Genomic DNA, 15,454 nt, shown 5'->3' on the forward strand with positions numbered 1-15,454 from the left:
GCGCATTGAAAGGACTTGGACTTGGCTACGCGATTCAAGATCGGCACCCGCAAGAGCGCGATGGCGCTGGCGCAGACGGAGGAGATTGCGCGTCGCCTGAGCGCGGCCATGCCCGATCTCGAGGTCGAGATCGTCAAGTTCGACACCACGGGCGATCTCGACCAGACCAGCAAGCTGCTGCCGCATGGCGGCAAGGGCGGCGCCTTCGTGGCGCAGATCCGCGCCGCCGTGCTGTCGGGAGAACTTCAGGCCGCGATGCATTCGCTGAAGGACATGCCGGGCAATGAAGACACGCCCGGTCTCGTCATCGGCGCCACGCTATCGCGCGATCCGCCCGGCGATGCGCTAGTGCTGCGCGAGGGCGTGACGCTGGAAGCGCTGCGTCAGTCCCGCGGCAAGGGTTTCAAGATCGGCACCAATGCCGTTCGCCGGGCCGCCTATGCGCGGCGGCTGTTTCCGGATGTCGAGGTGATCCACTTCCGCGGCGCTGCCGACACGCGCGTGCGAAAACTCGACAATGGCGAGAAGCAGAAGCTGCCAGATGGCGGCGCGGTAGGGCCCGCGGATGCGCTGATCATGGCACGCTCGGGCCTCGACCGCGTCGGTCTTGCGCATCGCATCGCCTACGAATTCTCCGCGGCGGAGATGTTGCCCGCGGCGGGGCAGGGCATCGTCGCCGTCGAATGCGCCGCGCAGGACTGGCAGACGCGGCAAATTCTGTCATCGATCGACGATCCCGCCGCGCACGCCTCTGCCGATGCCGAGCGCGAGGTGCTGTGGGTCCTCAACGGCCACTGCAATTCGCCTGTTGCGGGCTTCTCGACCATATCGGCCGATCAGATGTCACTCACCGCCTCCGTGCTCGACCTCTCCGGCAACACCATCATCGAAGCTTCGCACACGGGCCCTGCCAATCGCCCGCGTGAGCTCGGCCGTGCGGTGGGTCTGGATCTCTTGGCGAAGGGCGCCGCCGAGATCATCGAGCGCAGCCGGCCGCGCTAGGCTCTCGGCTAACCGGTCGCTTGGGTGATGATGGCATTATGCGCCTGTTTTGCCCGACGGGTCAAATCTTATTCGGAAAGGACGAATATCCGCGCGGGGGGAATTCTTCAATGATTCCTACTGTGCATGGGGTTGTTTTCGCGGTTTTTTATCGGAGCCGACCACAAAGGGGGCGTCATGCCCGGGCTTGTGCCGGGCATCCACGTTCTTGGTGCCGAGTGGTCAGGCGTGGATGGCCGGGACAAGCCCGGCCATGACGGCGTGGAAAGAGTCCCTCTACCCCCGCACCCGCTTGATCATCTGCTCGACATGGGCGATCGGCGTCTCCGGCTGGATGCCGTGGCCGAGATTGAAGATCAGCCGCCCTTGCGCAAAGTTCGCCAGCACGTTGTCGACGGCACGATCGAGCGGGGCGCCACCTGATATCAGCACCAGCGGATCGAGATTGCCCTGCACGGCGACACGGCTCTGCACGCGCTCGCGGATGAAGGCGGGCTCCGCGGTCCAGTCGATGCTGACCGCGTTGACGCCGGTGGCCTCGACGTAACCGGGCAGTTGCGCAGCAGCGCCGCGGGGAAAGCCGATGATCTTCGCATCCGGCACCTTTGCGCGCACGCCCGCGACGATGCGCCGCGTCGGCTCGGTTGACCAGCGCGCGAACTCGGCCGGCGGCAGCACGCCGGCCCAGGTGTCGAAGATCTGCAACGCGTTGGCGCCGGCCTCGAGCTGCTTCAGCAGATATTCGATCGAGCTCTCCACGAGCACGTCGATGATCTTCGCAAACGCTTCCGGATGCCGGTAGGCCATCATCCGGGCCGGCGCCTGGTCGGGCGTGCCGTGGCCGGCGACCATGTAGGTCGCAACCGTCCACGGCGCGCCGCAGAAGCCGATCAGCGCGGTCTTGGGATCGAGCGCACCGCGCACGAGCTTGAGCGCCTCGAACACCGGCGTGAGCTTCCCGAGGTCCGCCTGTGCGGCGAGCGTTGCGACTTTCGCCGGATCATCGAGCGGCTCCAGCCGCGGACCTTCGCCGACCTCGAAACGTACCGAGCGGCCGAGCGCGTAGGGGATCACGAGGATGTCGGAGAAGATGATTGCCGCATCAAAGCCGAACCTGCGGATCGGTTGCAGCGTCACTTCGGCGGCGAGCTCCGGGTTGAAGCAGAGATCGAGGAAGCCGCCTGCCTTGGCGCGCACCTCGCGATACTCAGGCAGATAGCGGCCGGCCTGCCGCATCATCCACATGGGCGGGATGGCTTGGCGCTGGCCGGAGAGGACGTCGATGAAAGGTTTCGTCGCAGGCTGGGGCACGAATGGTCCTGAAGCAGGTTATCGCCCCTGATACACCGCGGCGGCCCCGAGCGGAACAGGGGAACCAGCGCAATCGGGCCGCGTTGACCAGCCAACGGAGGAGATCATGGCTGAGACATTCAATCCCGCGCCGCACGACAAGCACGCCGACGATCTGCGCGAGGCGCTCGTCGCCGATCGTCACGCCAAGCTCGACACCGGGCTCGAGGGTACCTTCCCGGCATCCGATCCCGTCAGCGCCGCCCAGCCGACGCCTTCGAAGGCCGACGCGGACGCCGACAATCCCTCGCTCTGGGACAAGGTTAAGGCGATCTTCAGCTAGCGGTAAGGGGCGCCGGATTCCGATAGGTTCGCTAATGTCTTGTTAGCGATGCATCGATCCCGGCGTCCGTACGACTACGGGAAACCGGGGGTATGGCGGCGTATTCCGCCAATCGTTTCAGAGTTCAATAACAGAAGCGGCAGAGGTTCCCGGCGATCGGAGAACCCTGCCGCATGAACGCCGTTGCCCAAAGAGCCGGATGGAGCCGCCTGCCGCTGCGCGCGGCGGCTTTCGTCGTGCTCACTTGCGCGACCATCCTCGGCGTCAGCGGCTGGCGCGAATGGGCCGCGCGCGATGCGGTGCTCAAGGGCGCCGAGACCGAGATGGCGAATGTCGCGCGCTCGCTGACCCAGCATGCCGAGGATAGCCTCGATCTGCTGGATTCCGGCGTCGTCGGCGTCGTCAGCCGGCTCGAGATGGACGGCACCGAGCCGGCCACGATCGCCAAGCTCAGAAGCCTGCTGGAGGCGCGCAAGAAGGCGATGGAGCGCGTCCACAGTCTCGCCATCATCGACGACCAGGGCAATTGGCTGACCTCGCCCGGCACGATCTCCTCGACGCTCAGCGACGATGCGTTCTTCCGCCATCATCAGCTCTCGCCGAAGCGCGAGCCGTTCGTCGGCCACCCCGTGAAGAGCCAGCTCGACGGTGAATGGGTCGTCACCCTGTCGCGCCGCTTCAACAAGCCGGACGGCAGCTTTGGCGGCGTCGTGCTCGCGACCATCAGCTCGCGCTATCTCTCGCACTTCTACGAGCAGTTCGAGATCGGCCGCAACAGCTCCGTGGCATTGATGCACGGCGAGGGCACGATCATCGCGCGCAACCCGCACAACGAAAAATTCGTCGGCCGCAGCGTGGCCGATACCCCGCTATTCCGCGACGCCAGCCTGCAACGGCCGGCTGGCGCCTATCATTTCAAGTCGCCGCTGGACGGCGCCGACCGCGTCAGCTTCTTCAAGCGCAGCGGCCGCTATCCGCTCGTCCTGCTCGCGACCGTCGACAAGGACGAGCTGCTGGCGCCCTGGCGCGCGGCGGCGATCTCCCGCATGCTCTACGTGCTCGCGCTGGTCATGCTGATCGCGATCATCGGCGCGGTGCTGGTGCGGCAGTTGCAGCGGGGCCAGAGCATGGCCGCTGCCCTGGTCGAGAAGGAAGCCCATTTCCGCCTGCTCGCCGAAGGCTCCAGCGACATGGTCACCAGCATCGGGCTCGACGAGCGGCTGCGCTACGTCTCTCCGTCCTCGATCCGTGTCGTCGGCTGGCGCGCCAACCAGCTGATCGGCACGCCGGCGCTCGCGGGCATCCATGCCGACGACCTGCAGCAGGTCCAGGCCCTCGTCGATGCCATGAAGCGCGGCGAGAAGGAGGAGGCGCGGGTCACCTATCGGAACTCGCACCGGCAGAAGGAGGAGGTCTGGCTCGAATCGACCATGCGAGTGACGCGCAAGGACAACGGCCGCGTCGACGGCGTGGTCGCGATCTCGCGCGACATCACCGAGCAGAAGAAGCTGGAGACCAGGCTCGAGACCCTTGCGATCGAGGACAGCCTGACCGGGCTCGCCAACCGCCGCCGCTTCGACGAGCGGCTCAGCGATGAATGGGCGCGCGCCTATCGCGACCGCTCCAGCCTCGCCCTGCTGATGATCGATGTCGACCACTTCAAGGCCTACAACGACGAATACGGCCATCCCGCCGGGGACGCCTGCCTGCGCGTGGTGGCGCAGGTCATCGCCGCCGAGATGAAACGTCCCGGCGATCTCGCTGCGCGCTACGGCGGCGAGGAATTCGCCATGCTGCTGCCGAACACCGATGCAGACGGCTGCGCCCGCATCGGCGAGCGGATCCGGAAGGCCATCCGCGAGGCGGGCCTCGTTCACAGTGCCAATCGCAGCTCTGGTCGCGTCACCGCTTCGCTCGGCGGCGCCGCCTGCCGCCCGGCGCTGGAGCGGACCGCCGGCGTCGGCACCCTCGTCGAGGCGGCCGACCAGGCGCTCTACGCCGCGAAGGAAGCCGGTCGCGACCGATTGATGATGTCGGTCCAGGTTGCGAACCTGCCCAAGGCCGTCGGCGAGTAGGATCGCTCAATAATGCGGTGGGCGCTCGTTGGCGGGGCCGGGCGCGTTGGCTTCGGCCTCCTGAAGCCGCTCGCCGAGCTCCGCGACTTTCCGCGTCAGCGCATCGATTTGCTTCCACTGCGCGGTGATGGTCTGGTTCAGCGTCTCGATCGTGTCGTCCTGATAGGCGATGCGCATCTCCAGCGCGTCGATGCGCTCGCCGAGCGTCTTGATCTCATTCGTCACGTGCGGCGTCCTTGTCCCGTTCGCGCAGATCCAATTCTTTCAAGCCATGGCCGAGCGCGACGCGCTCGTCGAACACGAAGCACTCGCCGCGCCACCGGCTCTGCGCCTCCGGCACCTCTTCCAGATATTTCAAGATGCCGCCCTTGAGGTGATAGACCTCGGCAAAGCCGCGCGCGAGCAGATGCGCGCTCGCCTTCTCGCAGGGGATGCCGCCGGTGCAGAACATCGCGATGCGCCGGTGCTTTGCGGGATCGAGTTTTTGCGCGGCAAAATCCTTGAACTGGCCAAAGCTCTTGATATCAGGATCGACCGCGCCCTCGAACGTGCCCATCGCCACCTCGAACGCATTGCGGGTGTCGAGCACCAGCGTGTCGGGCGCCGCGATCAGCGCGTTCCATTGGTTCGCATCGACATAGATACCGACCTGCCGGGTCGGATCGGCGGCCGCATCGCCAAGCGTGACGATCTCCTTCTTCAGCCGCACCTTGAGCCGGCCGAACGGCATCGCGTCCGCAGTCGAGAACTTCAGTTCGAGATTGTCCAGCCGGCCGCCGAACATGGCGCCATGGGCGAGCTCACGGACGAAGGCGTCGATCGCCCCGGGTGTGCCGGCGATCGTGCCGTTGATGCCCTCCTCCGCCAGCAGCACGCTGCCCTTCAGCGCAAGGCCGGCGCAGAACGTGCGCAGCGGCTCGCGCAGCTCGCGGTAATCGGGCAGGGCGGCGAATTGGTAGAAGGCGGCGACCTTGTGGATCATGGCGGCTCGTTTAGCAGGCGGCCGCCGCCCAGAAAACCCGCATGGCTGCGGGGCACAAACGGTCTATACGCCCAGCGGATGGCTGCCATTTCCCTGGTATGCCAGGATTGCCCGGATGGGCCGGAATGTGTCATGTAGGCCCGGTTTTTCCGAGACGGCGCGCCATCCGCGCCGACGGTCTGAGAGAGCAAAAATTCAATGAGAAACTTCCATTTCCCCGGCAGGTCCACGGTTCACGCCACCAACGCGATGGTGGCGACCTCGCATCCGCAGGCCTCGCTGGCCGCGATCGAGGTGCTGCGCGAGGGCGGCACGGCGGTGGACGCGGCGGTCGCGGGCTCGGCCATTCTCGCCGTGATCGAGCCGCAATCGACCGGCATCGGCGGCGACTGCTTCGCGCTGATCCAGCCGCGCGGCGAGGGCAAGATCATCGCCTATAACGGCTCCGGCCGCGCCCCGAAAGCGGCCAACGCCGACTGGTATCTCGAGCGCAAGATCAATTCCGTGCCGCTGACCTCGGCCCATGCGGTCTCGATCCCCGGCGTGATCGACTGCTTCGCGACCGTGCTGCGCGATCACGGCAAGTTCGGCTTCGACCGCCTGCTCCAGCCCGCGATCAAGGCCGCCGAGGAAGGTTACGTCGTCGCGCCCCGCATCGCCTTCGACTGGAAGAACCAGTTCGAGAAGCTCAAGGCCGGCACCAACACCGTTCGCTACCTGCTGCCGGGCGGCAAGCCGCCGGTGGCCGGCGACGTCATCCGCCAGGCCGAGCTCGGCAAGACCCTGCGCGCGATCGCCAAGGACGGCCGCGACGCCTTCTACAAGGGCGAGGTCGCGGAAGACATGGTCGAGACCCTGCGCTCGATCGGCGGTCTCCACACACTCGACGATTTCGCCGCGCACACCACCGAGACGACGAAGCCGATCGGCGCCATGTACAAGGGCCACGACGTCTGGCAGTGCCCGCCGAACGGCCCGGGCGTCACCGCGCTGTTAATGCTCAACATCCTGTCGCGTTTCGACCTGACCAAATACGCCCCCGTCAGCGTCGAGCGCTTCCATCTCGAGGCGGAAGCGGCGCGCATCGCCTACATGAACCGCGAGATGCATGTCGCCTCGCCCGAGCATATGAAGATCAACGTCGCCGAGATGCTCGAGAAGGGCTTTGCCGACGAGTATATCAGCAAGATCCGTATGGACGGCATGCTCGACCTGCCGAATGTCGCGCCGCCGATGAACCCCTCGACCATCTACATCACCGTGGTGGACAAGGACCGCAACGTCTGCTCGTTCATCAACTCGGTCGCGCATTCGTTCGGCTCGGCGATCGTCTCCAACAAGACCGGCGTGCTGTTCCAGAACCGCGCCGGCGGCTTCCGCATCCAGCCCGGCCATCCCAACTGCATCGAAGGCGGCAAGCGCCCGCTGCACACGATCATGCCGGGGCTGCTCACCAAGGGCGGCCGTTCCACGATGTCGTTCGCGGTGATGGGCGGCCAGTACCAGCCGACCGGTCAGACTCATCTTCTGACCAACATCCTCGACTACTGCTGCGACGTGCAGGAGGCGATCGACATGCCGCGCGGCCTGCATTACGAGGGCCAGTATCAGCTCGAGGACAGCGTGCCGGCCGATATCGTCGAGGGCCTGAAGAAGCTCGGCCACAAGACCACCAGCGTGGTCGGGCCGCTCGGCGGCGCCCAGGCGATCTGGATCGACTGGGACAAGGGCACGCTCACCGGCGGTTCCGATCCGCGCAAGGACGGCTGCGCGCTGGGCTATTGATCGCGCGCGGTTCCTCGCGAAGACATCAGGAAAAATTGACGAAGGGCGGCGCGGCATTGGCTGTGCCGCCCTTTCCCGTTCGGAACGGAGCTCATGGCCCCAAGTTGGTTGGCGGTGAGCGGTGCAGGCGTGCGCTGCTTTGTTTTGAAGCGGCGGAGGCCGTCAATGTCCGACAATTCAAGTTCCCGATCATCCGGATTCGATCGCCGCGCCTTCATGGCGGGCGCTGCCGGCAGTGCCCTCGTTCCGATCACCGCGCGCGCGGCTGCGCAGGAGGCGGGCGCGCCGTCCGCGCAGGATCCGGGGCTTCCCGTCGATGTCACGCTGCACGTTAACGGCAAGGACAAGCGCCTGCACATCGACGCCCGCACCACCGTGCTCGATGCCCTGCGCGAACATCTCAAGCTCACCGGCAGCAAGAAAGGCTGCGATCACGGCCAGTGCGGCGCCTGCACCGTGCTGATCAACGACCGCCGCGTGGTGTCGTGCCTGACGCTCGCGCTCGCCGAAGGACAGGAGATCACCACGATCGAGGGCCTTGCCACCGACGATCACCTGCATCCGATGCAGCAGGCCTTCGTCGATAACGACGCCTTCCAGTGCGGCTATTGCACGCCGGGGCAGATCATGTCGGCGATCGCCTGCGTGAAGGAGGGACATGCCGGAAGCGACGCCGATATCCGCGAATATATGAGCGGCAACATCTGCCGCTGCGCCGCCTATCCCAACATCGTCGCTGCCGTGAAGCAGGCCGCGCCTGAAATCATGAAAGGCTAGGCACATGCGACCTTTCTCGTATCAGAGGGCGAGCGACCCCGACATGGCCGTGCAGGCGCTCAGCGCCGCCGCGGCCGCCAACAATCCGCTGACGCAGGCCGCTGCGCAGCCGCTCGCCGGCGGCACCACGTTGATCGATCTGATGAAGCTCGACGTGATGCGGCCCGCCGCGATCGTCGACATCAATCCGCTCGCGCGCGGCTGGTCGGCGATCGAGCCGGGCGGCGACAAGCTGCGGCTCGGCGCGCTCGCAAAGATGTCTGATGTCGCCGCGCATGACGGGATCCAGCGGGACTATCCGGTGATCGCGAACTCGCTGAAGCTCGCTGCCAGCGCCCAGCTGCGCAACATGGCAACGCTCGGCGGCAACGTGATGCAGCGGACGCGGTGCAGCTATTTCCGCGATGTTTCCTACGAGAATTGCAACAAGCGCAATCCCGGTTCCGGCTGTGCCGCAATGGACGGCGTCAACCGCATGCATGCCGTGCTCGGCACCTCCGATCACTGCATCGCCACCTATCCTGGCGATTTCGCCCAGGCGCTAATCGCGCTGGATGCCACGGTCGAGATCACCGGCAGGTCCGGCACGCGCAACGTGCCGTTCGCGGAGTTGCACAAGGCGCCCGGCAGCACGCCCGATATCGAGACCACGCTTCAGCCCGGCGAGCTGATCTCGGCCTTTGTCATCACCGGCCGCTGGCCGCGTTCGGTGTACCTCAAGGCGCGCGACCGGCAATCCTATGAATTCGCGCTGTCCTCGGCGGCCGTCGCGCTCGACGTGCAGGACGGCACGATCAAGGATGCGCGCGTCGCGCTCGGCGGCGTCGCGACCGTGCCCTGGAGGGCACGCGAGGCGGAGGCGCTGCTCAAGGGCCAGAAGTTCGACGATGGGCTGGCGCAGCGTGTTGCGGATGCCGCTTTCGCCGATGCCAGAGGACGTCAGCACAACAATTTCAAGATCGCGCTCGGAAAGCGCGTGGTGGCGCGTGCGCTCCAGCAGGCCGTAACGATGGAGATCTGACCATGACCGCTGCTGCTCCCGAGCCGAAGGCCAATATGGGCCAGCCCGTGCCGCGCTACGATGCGACCGCAAAAGTCACGGGGCGCGCGACCTATGCGTCCGACATGCCGCTGGACAATCCGGCCCATGCCTACCTGGTCACCAGCGCCATCGCCAAGGGCCGCATCGACAGCTTCGACCTCGATAATGCCAGGCGCGTCCCCGGTGTGATCGACATCGTCACGCACGAGAACGCCCCGAAGCTGAAGGAGTCGAAACTTTTCAGCAATGGCGGCTATGCCGGCACGACGATCCAGCCGCTGAAATCGGCTGAGATCGCGCATGACGGCCAGATCATCGCTGTCGTGATCGCGGACACCTATGAGGCCGCGCGCGAGGCGGCCAACCGCATCAAGGTCAGCTATACGGCCGCTGCGCCCACCGCGACCTTCGATTCCCCGGGTACGACGACAGCCGCCGCGAAGGGGCAGAACTCGCAGTTCAAGGAAGACCCGAAGGTCGGCGATTTTGCCAAGGCGTTCGACGAGGCCGAGGTCAAGCTCACCGCCTCCTACGACACGCCGACCCAGCACCACAATCCGATGGAGCTGTTCACGACGAGCTGCGCCTGGATGGGCGAGGACCTCGTCATCTATGAGGGCAGTCAATACGTCTACGGCCTGAAGAACGGCGTCGCCGAGCAGCTCGGCATCGATGCCGACAAGGTGCGCGTGGTCAATCCCTATGTCGGCGGCGGCTTCGGCTCGCGCGGCTCGATGACGCCGCGTACCGCCATCATCGCCGGCATTGCGAAGCGCCTGAACCGGCCCATCAAGCTCGTCGCCACCCGCGACCAGGGCTTTACCATCGCGACCTACCGCGCCGAGACGCGGCACGAGATCAAGCTTGGCGCCAGCCGTGACGGCAAGCTGACCGCGCTCAGGCACGAGGGCGCCGAGGTGTCCTCGCGTCCGGATCCCTATTGCGTCGGCGGCACCAAGACCACGACGCGGCTCTATGCCTGTCCGAACGTCGACAGCCTGGTGTCGATCGTGCGCGCCGACCGCAACACGCCGGGCTTCATGCGCTCGCCGCCGGAGGTGCCGTATCTGTTCGCGCTGGAGAGCGCGATGGACGAGCTCGCGGTCAAGCTCAACATGGATCCGGTCGAGCTCCGCCGCATCAACGACACGACCAACGAGCCGATCGACGGCAAGCCCTACACGTCGCGCTCGCTGATGGCGTGCTTCGACGAAGCCGCCAAGGCGTTCGGCTGGTCGCAGCGATCGCCGGAGCCGAAATCGATGGCGGAGGGCGACTGGCTGATCGGCTATGGCTGCGCCGCTACCTGCTATCCGACGCAGATGGCGCCGTCGGCCGCACGCGTGCGCCTCCAGCGCGATGGCCGTACCAGGGTGGAGATTGCCGGCCACGAGATCGGCACCGGCGCCTACACGATCATCGCCCAGACCGCGTCCGAGCGGCTCGGCGTGCCGCTGGAGAAGGTCGCCGTCTTCATCGGCGATAGCGATCTGCCGCCAGCGCCGGTGGCCGGCGGCTCGAACTCGACCGCCAGCACCTGCTCGGCGGTGATGATGGTGTGCGACCAGATCCGCCAGCGGCTGTTCAAGGCGGTGATGCCGAATGCGAGCCTGACCGACAAGGCCAAGGAAACCATCGGCATGGGACAGACGCCGACGACGCAAGCCGCAAAGAGCGATCGTCCGCTCGATCTGGACAAGGCATTCGACGCGCTCGGTGTCGGCGTCGTCGAGGAATATGGCGAGTGGAAGCCGGAAGGCGCGCCGCTGGATTCCTTCAAGGCCATGCATAGCGGGCACGCGCGGCTCGTCGGCGGCCACCAGATGAAGGACAAGATTGCCTACGCCTTCGGTGCGGAGTTCGTCGAGGTCCGCGTCAACCGCTTCACGCACGAGATCCGCAGCCCCCGCCTGGTCGGCGCCTTCGCGGCCGGCCGCATCATGAATCCGCGCACGGCGCGCAGCCAGCTGATGGGCGGCCTGATCTGGGGCATGTCCTCGGCCCTGCTGGAGGCCACGGAGATCGACAAGCGCTATGCGCGCTACGTCAACGACAATCTCGCCGATTATCTTGTGCCCGTGAATGCGGACACACCAAGCGTCGAGGTGATCCTGCTCTCCGAGCAGGACGATCACATCAATCCCGCGGGCGCCAAGGGGCTCGGCGAGCTCGCCAATGTCGGTACCAACGCCGCGATCTGCAACGCGATCTATCACGCCACCGGCCAGCGCATCCGCAAGCTGCCGGTGCGGCTGGAAAATATCGAGGTCTAAAGGGGTGGAATCCCCACGCGCCTTGCGCTAGACACCTTCCGCCTCAAACCGAAGGTGCCTTATGCAGCGTTTTCAACGCGCACTCCTCGCCATCATGTCGGCACTCGCGATCACCGTGATCGCCGGCGTGTCGACATTCGTTTCCACCACGGCCTCGGCCCAGACCGCAGGAAAGACCATGACCACAGCTTCAGGCTTGCAAGTCACCGACAGCGTCGTCGGCACCGGCGCTTCGCCAAAACCCGGCCAGATCTGCGTGATGCATTACACCGGCTGGCTCTACGAGAACGGCCAGAAGGGCAAGAAATTCGACTCGTCCGTCGACCGCAACGAGCCGTTCGAATTCCCGATCGGCAAGGGCCGCGTCATCGCCGGCTGGGACGAGGGCGTTGCCACGATGAAGGTCGGCGGTAAGCGCACGCTGATCATTCCGCCGCAGCTCGGCTACGGCGCCCGCGGCGCCGGCGGCGTGATCCCGCCGAACGCGACGCTGATGTTCGACGTGGAATTGCTCGCGGTGAAGTGACGCGAAGCGTCATTCCGGGGCGGCTCGAAGAGCCGAACCCGGAATCTCGAGATTCCGGGTTCGCTTCGCGCCCCGGAATGACGGCGTGAATGGACCAACAAAATGACCGGCCTTGCGGCCGGTCTTTTCGCTTTCAACGCTAGTCGCGCTACTCTGCCGCGCGACGAGCCGCCGCAGCGGCGCGATCCGCCGCGTCCTTTGCTGCGTCCTTGGCATCGCCCATGGCCTTCTGGCCCTTGCCCTTCACTTCCTGGACCGCGCCTTCGCCCTGCAGGCGCTCGGAACCGGTGGCTTCGCCGATGCCCTGCTTGGCCTTGCCGATCGTCTCGTTGGCGGTGCCTTTGATCTTGTCGGTGGTGCTACCCATGAAACTCTCCATCCAATTTGCTCATGAGGGCAACGTCCCGTAGCTACGAGAGTTCCGATTTTGGTATGGCTTGCGGATGCGGCTTTGGGGTAGTTTGCCGCGCACGGAACCAACAGAAAGAAGTCCCATGACCGGCCATGACCATTCGCATTCCCACCATGACCACGATCACGATGATCGCTGGAAACATGACGGCGTGCGCGTCATTCCCGGCAACCAGCTCGACACCAACGTGCCCTCGACGGCCGGCATGGACCGTGCGGCCGCGATCAATTTCGCGCGCGTCGGCGCGCAGAAATTGTGGGCGGGCACGGTCAGCATCAAGCCGGATGCCAAGACCGGCGCGCATCACCACGGCCATCTCGAAAGCGTCATCTACGTGGTGAAGGGCAAGGCGCGGATGCGCTGGGGCGAGAAGCTGCAATTCACCGCCGAGGCTGGCCCCGGTGATTTCATTTTCGTGCCGCCCTACGTGCCGCACCAGGAGATCAACGCCAGCCCGGATGAGGTGCTGGAATGCGTGCTGGTGCGCAGCGACGGCGAGGCGGTCGCGATCAATCTCGACATCGAGCCGGTCGAGAAGCCCGAGACCGTGCTGTGGATCGACCCGGTGCACCGGGATCCCAACGAGAAGAAGTAAGACCTCCCGAGACCGCCGCGGGGCAGTGCGGTCGCCTCCAGGGAGGCGGCAAAAAATATCCGGAAGCGATGTCGGATGGCCGTCGGGCCATCCGTCCTTGGGCAGAACCCCGCCCAAGGAGCTTCCGATGCCCAGGATGATTTTCATCAATCTGCCGGTGACCGACCTCAAGCGCGCCACGGCCTTTTACGAGGCGGTCGGCGCGACCAGGAACCCGCAATTCTGCGATGACACCGCGAGCTGCATGGTCTTCTCCGAGACCATCTACGCGATGCTGACGACTCACGACAAATTCCGCCAGTTCACGCCGAAGCCGATCGCGGATGCGAAGACCTCGAACCAGGCGCTGTTCTGCCTGTCCGCCGAGAGCCGGAGCGAGGTCGACGAGATCGTTGCCAGGGCCGAGGCTGCAGGCGGGGTCGCCGATCCCAGCCCGAAGGACGAATACAGCTTCATGTACGGCCGCAGCTTCGAGGATCCAGATGGCCATATGTGGGGTGTGAACTGGATGGACATGGCAGCCTTCGCCGCGCAGTCCGAGATGGCGAACGCCTGATCGAAGCCCGATCGAACAACCAAAGAGGAGTGCGCTCATGTCCAAGCTCGTGCCCTGCATGTGGTTCAACGGCGATGCCGAGGAAGCTGCGGAGTTCTACACCTCGCTCGTGCCGAATTCGGAGATCACGCACGTTCAGCAGAACGTTTCGGACGGCCCGTCCGGCAAGACGGGCTCGGCGCTGGTCGTCGAGTTCACTGTCGCCGGGCAGCCCCTGGTCGCGCTCAACGGCGGCATGACGATGGAATACACCCACGCCATCTCGCTGATGATCCATTGCGACGACCAGGCCCAGGTCGATAGCGTCTGGAACGCGTTCCTGGCCCATGGCGGCAGGGAAGAGCAGTGCGGCTGGCTCAGGGACCGCTGGGGCGTGGCCTGGCAGGTGGTGCCGAAGGTGATGTTCGAATTCCTGTCGAGCCCCGACAAGGCGGCTGCCGCGCGCGCGATGCAGGCCATGATGAAGATGGTCAAGCTGGACGTGGAGGCGCTGCGGCGCGCGTTCGAGGGCAAGTCCGCGGCGTGACGTCGACACAGGTGCCGTGGGGTGGGCAAAGGCGCGAAGCGCCGTGCCACCATCCGTCCCTGATTGCGAGAAGTGGTGGGCACGCTTTCGCTTTGCCCACCCTACGGGACCGTCTCTGGGCGCTCTAATAATTGATCCGCAGCCCCACGCCGCCATGGATGGTGTTGCCCACCGGCTGCGGGCCCAGCGTGCCGTTCGCGAACAGGTCCACGATCCAGCCCTTTTGCACCCGGAAGCCGAGTCGGCCGCCATATTCGAACCAGCCCTGGTTGCCCATGGTCGGCACCACCGTGCCGTTGCCAGTGACCGTCGCAACGATGCCGCTATGGCTGGCGAACGACTGCACCCAGCCACCGTTGATGTTGGTCTCGATGTTGCCGCCGTAGAGATGCGTCCACTGGCCACCGATCTTGACCAGGTTGGTGCGGTCGGTGCCGGTCACGATGCTGACGTCGAACGGGTTGAAAGCGACTGCGTTGTCGCTATAGCCGGACACGCGCTGCCAGAGCTGCCAGACCTCGATCGAGGCCGCGACCTCGTCGCGCGGCGAGACGCGGCTCATCCAGCCGGCGCGGCCGTAGACGGCATAGTTCGCCGCATTGGTCGAGCTCGTCACGCTCACCGGGCCGAGGCTGGTGTCGTAGCTGCGGGTGTAGCGGGCCTTCTCCCACGGCGTCAGGATGGTGCCGACGTCGAAGAACGGGCGCGACGAGCCCCAGTCGGTGAAGTCGTAGCGCAGCGCGAAGGCGCCGATCGGCGCGCTGGTGATCTTGTACCCGCCCTCGTTGTATTGCGTGTAGGCGATGCCGGCGAGGAGCGACAAATTGTTGGTGAGCTCCTTGCGGCCGTGAATGCCGGCCGAGAATGAGCCGGCCGACCCGAACGCGCTGATGCAATCACTGCAATTGACCTGCTCGTTGACGCCGAGCAGCACCGTGCCGAGCACCCGGTTGGTGATCATCTGGTTGAAGCGCTGACCCGCGAGACCGCCGATCGAATTGCCGCTGGAATCCGCGCCGGTCGGGCTGGGGCTCGGGCTCGGATAAGGTGACGGATAGGGGGACGGCCCGCCGGATGTCTGGGTCGTCGTGGGCGTACTCGTGGGCGTCGACGTCGGCGCGTAGCTGGGCGTTGGCGTGGGCCCGTAGCAATTCGACTCGCAGGAGGCCTGCGCCATGGCCGGACGCGCATGGAGCGCCGCCAGCGCGAACGTGGCGGCTGCGGCCAGCACCGCGGCAGGCAGGAAACGCCTCAAGCGGTGTTTCGCCAT

16 protein-coding genes are annotated in these 15,454 nt (G+C 65.7%); 11 read left to right on the forward strand and 5 right to left on the reverse strand.

Annotated elements, in window-relative coordinates:
* The first annotated feature begins 21 nt into the window (after nt 1-21).
* Entirely contained in the window at nt 22-1,002 is a 981-nt protein-coding gene (gene hemC, locus WN72_RS11630; RefSeq protein ID WP_027564269.1) for a hydroxymethylbilane synthase, read from the forward strand.
* A gap of 276 nt (nt 1,003-1,278) precedes the next feature.
* On the opposite strand, the gene hemE is transcribed toward hemC, so the two are convergent.
* Nucleotides 1,279-2,313 carry a uroporphyrinogen decarboxylase gene (hemE, locus tag WN72_RS11635; RefSeq protein ID WP_092218151.1) on the reverse strand — a complete coding sequence of 345 codons (1,035 nt, stop codon included), beginning with the start codon at nt 2,311-2,313 and terminating at the stop codon, nt 1,279-1,281.
* A 106-nt stretch (nt 2,314-2,419) separates the two neighbouring features.
* On the opposite strand from hemE, the gene WN72_RS11640 reads away from it, so the two are divergent.
* The gene (locus tag WN72_RS11640) at nt 2,420-2,635 is read left to right on the forward strand and encodes a hypothetical protein (RefSeq protein WP_027564271.1); all 216 of its coding nucleotides are present in this window, start codon (nt 2,420-2,422) and stop codon (nt 2,633-2,635) included.
* A 173-nt stretch (nt 2,636-2,808) separates the two neighbouring features.
* Nucleotides 2,809-4,710 carry a sensor domain-containing diguanylate cyclase gene (locus WN72_RS11645; RefSeq protein ID WP_027564272.1) on the forward strand — a complete coding sequence of 634 codons (1,902 nt, stop codon included), beginning with the start codon at nt 2,809-2,811 and terminating at the stop codon, nt 4,708-4,710.
* Nucleotides 4,711-4,716: 6 nt separating this feature from the next.
* On the opposite strand, the gene WN72_RS11650 is transcribed toward WN72_RS11645, so the two are convergent.
* Together WN72_RS11650 and trhO are read right to left on the reverse strand one after the other, a co-directional pair.
* Nucleotides 4,717-4,887 carry a SlyX family protein gene (locus tag WN72_RS11650; protein WP_231164371.1) on the reverse strand — a complete coding sequence of 57 codons (171 nt, stop codon included), beginning with the start codon at nt 4,885-4,887 and terminating at the stop codon, nt 4,717-4,719.
* Nucleotides 4,888-4,924: 37 nt separating this feature from the next.
* Complete coding sequence (gene trhO / locus WN72_RS11655; RefSeq protein WP_092218150.1) at nt 4,925-5,692, reverse strand: oxygen-dependent tRNA uridine(34) hydroxylase TrhO; 768 nt, start codon at nt 5,690-5,692, stop codon at nt 4,925-4,927.
* Nucleotides 5,693-5,890: 198 nt separating this feature from the next.
* Between trhO and ggt the strand changes: the two genes are divergently transcribed.
* The 5 genes from ggt (at nt 5,891) to WN72_RS11680 (ending at nt 12,095) form a co-directional block, all read left to right on the forward strand.
* On the forward strand, nt 5,891-7,477 hold the full coding sequence (gene ggt / locus WN72_RS11660; RefSeq protein WP_092218149.1) for a gamma-glutamyltransferase: 1,587 nt from the start codon (nt 5,891-5,893) through the stop codon (nt 7,475-7,477).
* 216 nt (nt 7,478-7,693) lie between these two features.
* Entirely contained in the window at nt 7,694-8,254 is a 561-nt protein-coding gene (locus WN72_RS11665; RefSeq protein WP_430640382.1) for a (2Fe-2S)-binding protein, read from the forward strand.
* A gap of 4 nt (nt 8,255-8,258) precedes the next feature.
* Complete coding sequence (locus tag WN72_RS11670) at nt 8,259-9,275, forward strand: FAD binding domain-containing protein (protein ID WP_092218147.1); 1,017 nt, start codon at nt 8,259-8,261, stop codon at nt 9,273-9,275.
* A gap of 2 nt (nt 9,276-9,277) precedes the next feature.
* Nucleotides 9,278-11,569: a xanthine dehydrogenase family protein molybdopterin-binding subunit gene (locus tag WN72_RS11675; RefSeq protein WP_092218146.1), complete on the forward strand. Its 2,292-nt coding sequence runs from the start codon at nt 9,278-9,280 to the stop codon at nt 11,567-11,569.
* 61 nt (nt 11,570-11,630) lie between these two features.
* Nucleotides 11,631-12,095: an FKBP-type peptidyl-prolyl cis-trans isomerase gene (locus WN72_RS11680; protein ID WP_027564279.1), complete on the forward strand. Its 465-nt coding sequence runs from the start codon at nt 11,631-11,633 to the stop codon at nt 12,093-12,095.
* A 148-nt stretch (nt 12,096-12,243) separates the two neighbouring features.
* Here the strand turns inward: WN72_RS11680 and WN72_RS11685 are convergent, their stop codons facing one another.
* On the reverse strand, nt 12,244-12,462 hold the full coding sequence (locus WN72_RS11685; RefSeq protein WP_027564280.1) for a CsbD family protein: 219 nt from the start codon (nt 12,460-12,462) through the stop codon (nt 12,244-12,246).
* Between the two features lie 127 nt (nt 12,463-12,589).
* Here WN72_RS11685 and WN72_RS11690 point away from each other — a divergent pair, with 127 nt between their 5' ends.
* The 3 genes from WN72_RS11690 to WN72_RS11700 all read left to right on the forward strand — a co-directional run bounded on the left by WN72_RS11690 (nt 12,590) and on the right by WN72_RS11700 (nt 14,184).
* Nucleotides 12,590-13,102 carry a cupin domain-containing protein gene (locus tag WN72_RS11690; protein ID WP_008568982.1) on the forward strand — a complete coding sequence of 171 codons (513 nt, stop codon included), beginning with the start codon at nt 12,590-12,592 and terminating at the stop codon, nt 13,100-13,102.
* Between the two features lie 127 nt (nt 13,103-13,229).
* The gene (locus tag WN72_RS11695; protein WP_027564281.1) at nt 13,230-13,658 is read left to right on the forward strand and encodes a VOC family protein; all 429 of its coding nucleotides are present in this window, start codon (nt 13,230-13,232) and stop codon (nt 13,656-13,658) included.
* A gap of 37 nt (nt 13,659-13,695) precedes the next feature.
* Nucleotides 13,696-14,184 (forward strand): VOC family protein, encoded by a 489-nt coding sequence (locus tag WN72_RS11700; RefSeq protein ID WP_092218145.1) that lies wholly within the window; start codon nt 13,696-13,698, stop codon nt 14,182-14,184.
* 124 nt (nt 14,185-14,308) lie between these two features.
* Here WN72_RS11700 and WN72_RS11705 read toward each other — a convergent pair whose 3' ends face one another.
* Complete coding sequence (locus tag WN72_RS11705; RefSeq protein WP_167381037.1) at nt 14,309-15,454, reverse strand: hypothetical protein; 1,146 nt, start codon at nt 15,452-15,454, stop codon at nt 14,309-14,311.

Origin of the sequence: Bradyrhizobium arachidis, assembly GCF_015291705.1 — a bacterium.
GTDB classification, from domain to species: Bacteria; Pseudomonadota; Alphaproteobacteria; order Rhizobiales; family Xanthobacteraceae; genus Bradyrhizobium; species Bradyrhizobium arachidis.

Bases quoted from the DNA above. Each gene is read 5' to 3' on its own strand.
- WN72_RS11640 (WP_027564271.1), top strand. From the start codon at position 2,420: ATGGCTGAGACATTCAATCCCGCGCCGCACGACAAGCACGCCGACGAT.
- WN72_RS11645 (WP_027564272.1), top strand. From the start codon at position 2,809: ATGAACGCCGTTGCCCAAAGAGCCGGATGGAGCCGCCTGCCGCTGCGC.
- WN72_RS11650 (WP_231164371.1), bottom strand. From the start codon at position 4,887: ATGCGCATCGCCTATCAGGACGACACGATCGAGACGCTGAACCAGACC.
- trhO (WP_092218150.1), bottom strand. From the start codon at position 5,692: ATGATCCACAAGGTCGCCGCCTTCTACCAATTCGCCGCCCTGCCCGAT.
- ggt (WP_092218149.1), top strand. From the start codon at position 5,891: ATGAGAAACTTCCATTTCCCCGGCAGGTCCACGGTTCACGCCACCAAC.
- WN72_RS11665 (WP_430640382.1), top strand. From the start codon at position 7,694: ATGGCGGGCGCTGCCGGCAGTGCCCTCGTTCCGATCACCGCGCGCGCG.
- WN72_RS11670 (WP_092218147.1), top strand. From the start codon at position 8,259: ATGCGACCTTTCTCGTATCAGAGGGCGAGCGACCCCGACATGGCCGTG.
- WN72_RS11675 (WP_092218146.1), top strand. From the start codon at position 9,278: ATGACCGCTGCTGCTCCCGAGCCGAAGGCCAATATGGGCCAGCCCGTG.
- WN72_RS11680 (WP_027564279.1), top strand. From the start codon at position 11,631: ATGCAGCGTTTTCAACGCGCACTCCTCGCCATCATGTCGGCACTCGCG.
- WN72_RS11685 (WP_027564280.1), bottom strand. From the start codon at position 12,462: ATGGGTAGCACCACCGACAAGATCAAAGGCACCGCCAACGAGACGATC.
- WN72_RS11690 (WP_008568982.1), top strand. From the start codon at position 12,590: ATGACCGGCCATGACCATTCGCATTCCCACCATGACCACGATCACGAT.
- WN72_RS11695 (WP_027564281.1), top strand. From the start codon at position 13,230: ATGCCCAGGATGATTTTCATCAATCTGCCGGTGACCGACCTCAAGCGC.
- WN72_RS11700 (WP_092218145.1), top strand. From the start codon at position 13,696: ATGTCCAAGCTCGTGCCCTGCATGTGGTTCAACGGCGATGCCGAGGAA.
- WN72_RS11705 (WP_167381037.1), bottom strand. From the start codon at position 15,454: ATGGCGAAACACCGCTTGAGGCGTTTCCTGCCTGCCGCGGTGCTGGCC.